The sequence below is a fragment of the Kitasatospora sp. NPDC023385 genome (genome assembly GCF_055664045.1).
Genome location: NZ_JBVOOL010000100.1, coordinates 1 through 1357, shown reverse-complemented (window position 1 = coordinate 1357; position 1357 = coordinate 1). Strand labels below are relative to the sequence as shown.

At 73.1% G+C, this 1357-nt stretch carries 1 protein-coding gene; it reads right to left on the bottom strand.

Annotation, left to right across the window (positions count from 1 at the left end; genetic code table 11):
• Positions 1-1357 (bottom strand): acetyl-CoA carboxylase biotin carboxylase subunit (locus AC0B61_RS37190; protein ID WP_471746966.1); only part of this gene is annotated, 1357 nt, incomplete at both ends.

The following is a 1357-nucleotide window of genomic DNA, read 5'->3' as shown; positions in this document are numbered from 1 at the left end:
CGGCCTCCTCGCCGTCGCCGGCCGCGCCCGCGAACGGCGGGATGGTGTTGTGGAACTCGGTCTCGATCCACCGGGTGAAGACCGTGAACGGCGCGTCGCTGCCGTGCACCTCGGGCGCGAACGCCGGGTCGGTGACGACCGCCTGGTGGAACGGGATGGCGGTGGCCATGCCCTCCACCTTGAACTCGGTCAGCGCGCGGCGGGCCCGCTCCAGGGCCTGCTTGCGGTCGCGGCCGGTGACGACGAGCTTGGCCAGCAGCGAGTCCCAGGCCGGGCCGATGACCGAGCCGGTCTCCACGCCGGAGTCCAGGCGCACGCCCGGGCCGGACGGCGGGGCGAACAGCGTCACGGTGCCGGGCGCGGGCAGGAAGCCCCGGCCCGGGTCCTCGCCGTTGATGCGGAACTCGAAGGAGTGACCGCGGATCTCCGGGTCGCCGTAGCCGAGCTCCTCGCCGTCGGCGATCCGGAACATCTCGCGGACCAGGTCGAGGCCGGTGACCTCCTCGGTGACCGGGTGCTCCACCTGCAGACGGGTGTTGACCTCCAGGAAGGAGATCGTGCCGTCCTTCGCCACCAGGAACTCGCAGGTCCCGGCGCCCTCGTAGCCGGCCTCCTTCAGGATGGCCTTGGACGCCCGGTACAGCTCGGCGTTCTGCTCGGGGGTCAGGAACGGCGCGGGCGCCTCCTCGACCAGCTTCTGGTGCCGGCGCTGCAGCGAGCAGTCACGGGTGGAGACGACCACCACGTTGCCGTGCTTGTCGGCCAGGCACTGGGTCTCCACGTGCCGGGGGTTGTCCAGGTAGCGCTCGACGAAGCACTCCCCGCGGCCGAAGGCGGCGACCGCCTCGCGCACCGCGGAGTCGAACAACTCCGGGATCTCCTCCAGGTTGCGGGCGACCTTGAGGCCGCGACCGCCGCCGCCGAAGGCCGCCTTGATGGCGACCGGCAGGCCGTGCTCCCGGGCGAACGCGACGACCTCGTCGGCGCCCGCGACCGGGTCCGGCGTACCGGCGACCAGCGGGGCACCGGCGCGCTGCGCCACGTGCCGGGCGGTCACCTTGTCGCCGAGGTCGCGGATGGCCTGCGGCGGCGGGCCGATCCAGATCAGACCCGCGTCGAGGACGGCCTGGGCGAAGTCGGCGTTCTCCGACAGGAACCCGTAGCCGGGGTGGACGGCGTCGGCACCCGAGTCGGCTGCGGCCTTGAGGACCTTGGCGATGTCCAGGTAGCTGGTAGCGGGGGTGTCACCGCCCAGCGCGTAAGCCTCGTCGGCCGCGCGGACGTGCAGCGCATCCCGGTCCGGCTCGGCGTAGACGGCGACGCTGGCAATACCGGCGTCCGAGCAGGCCCGGGCGAC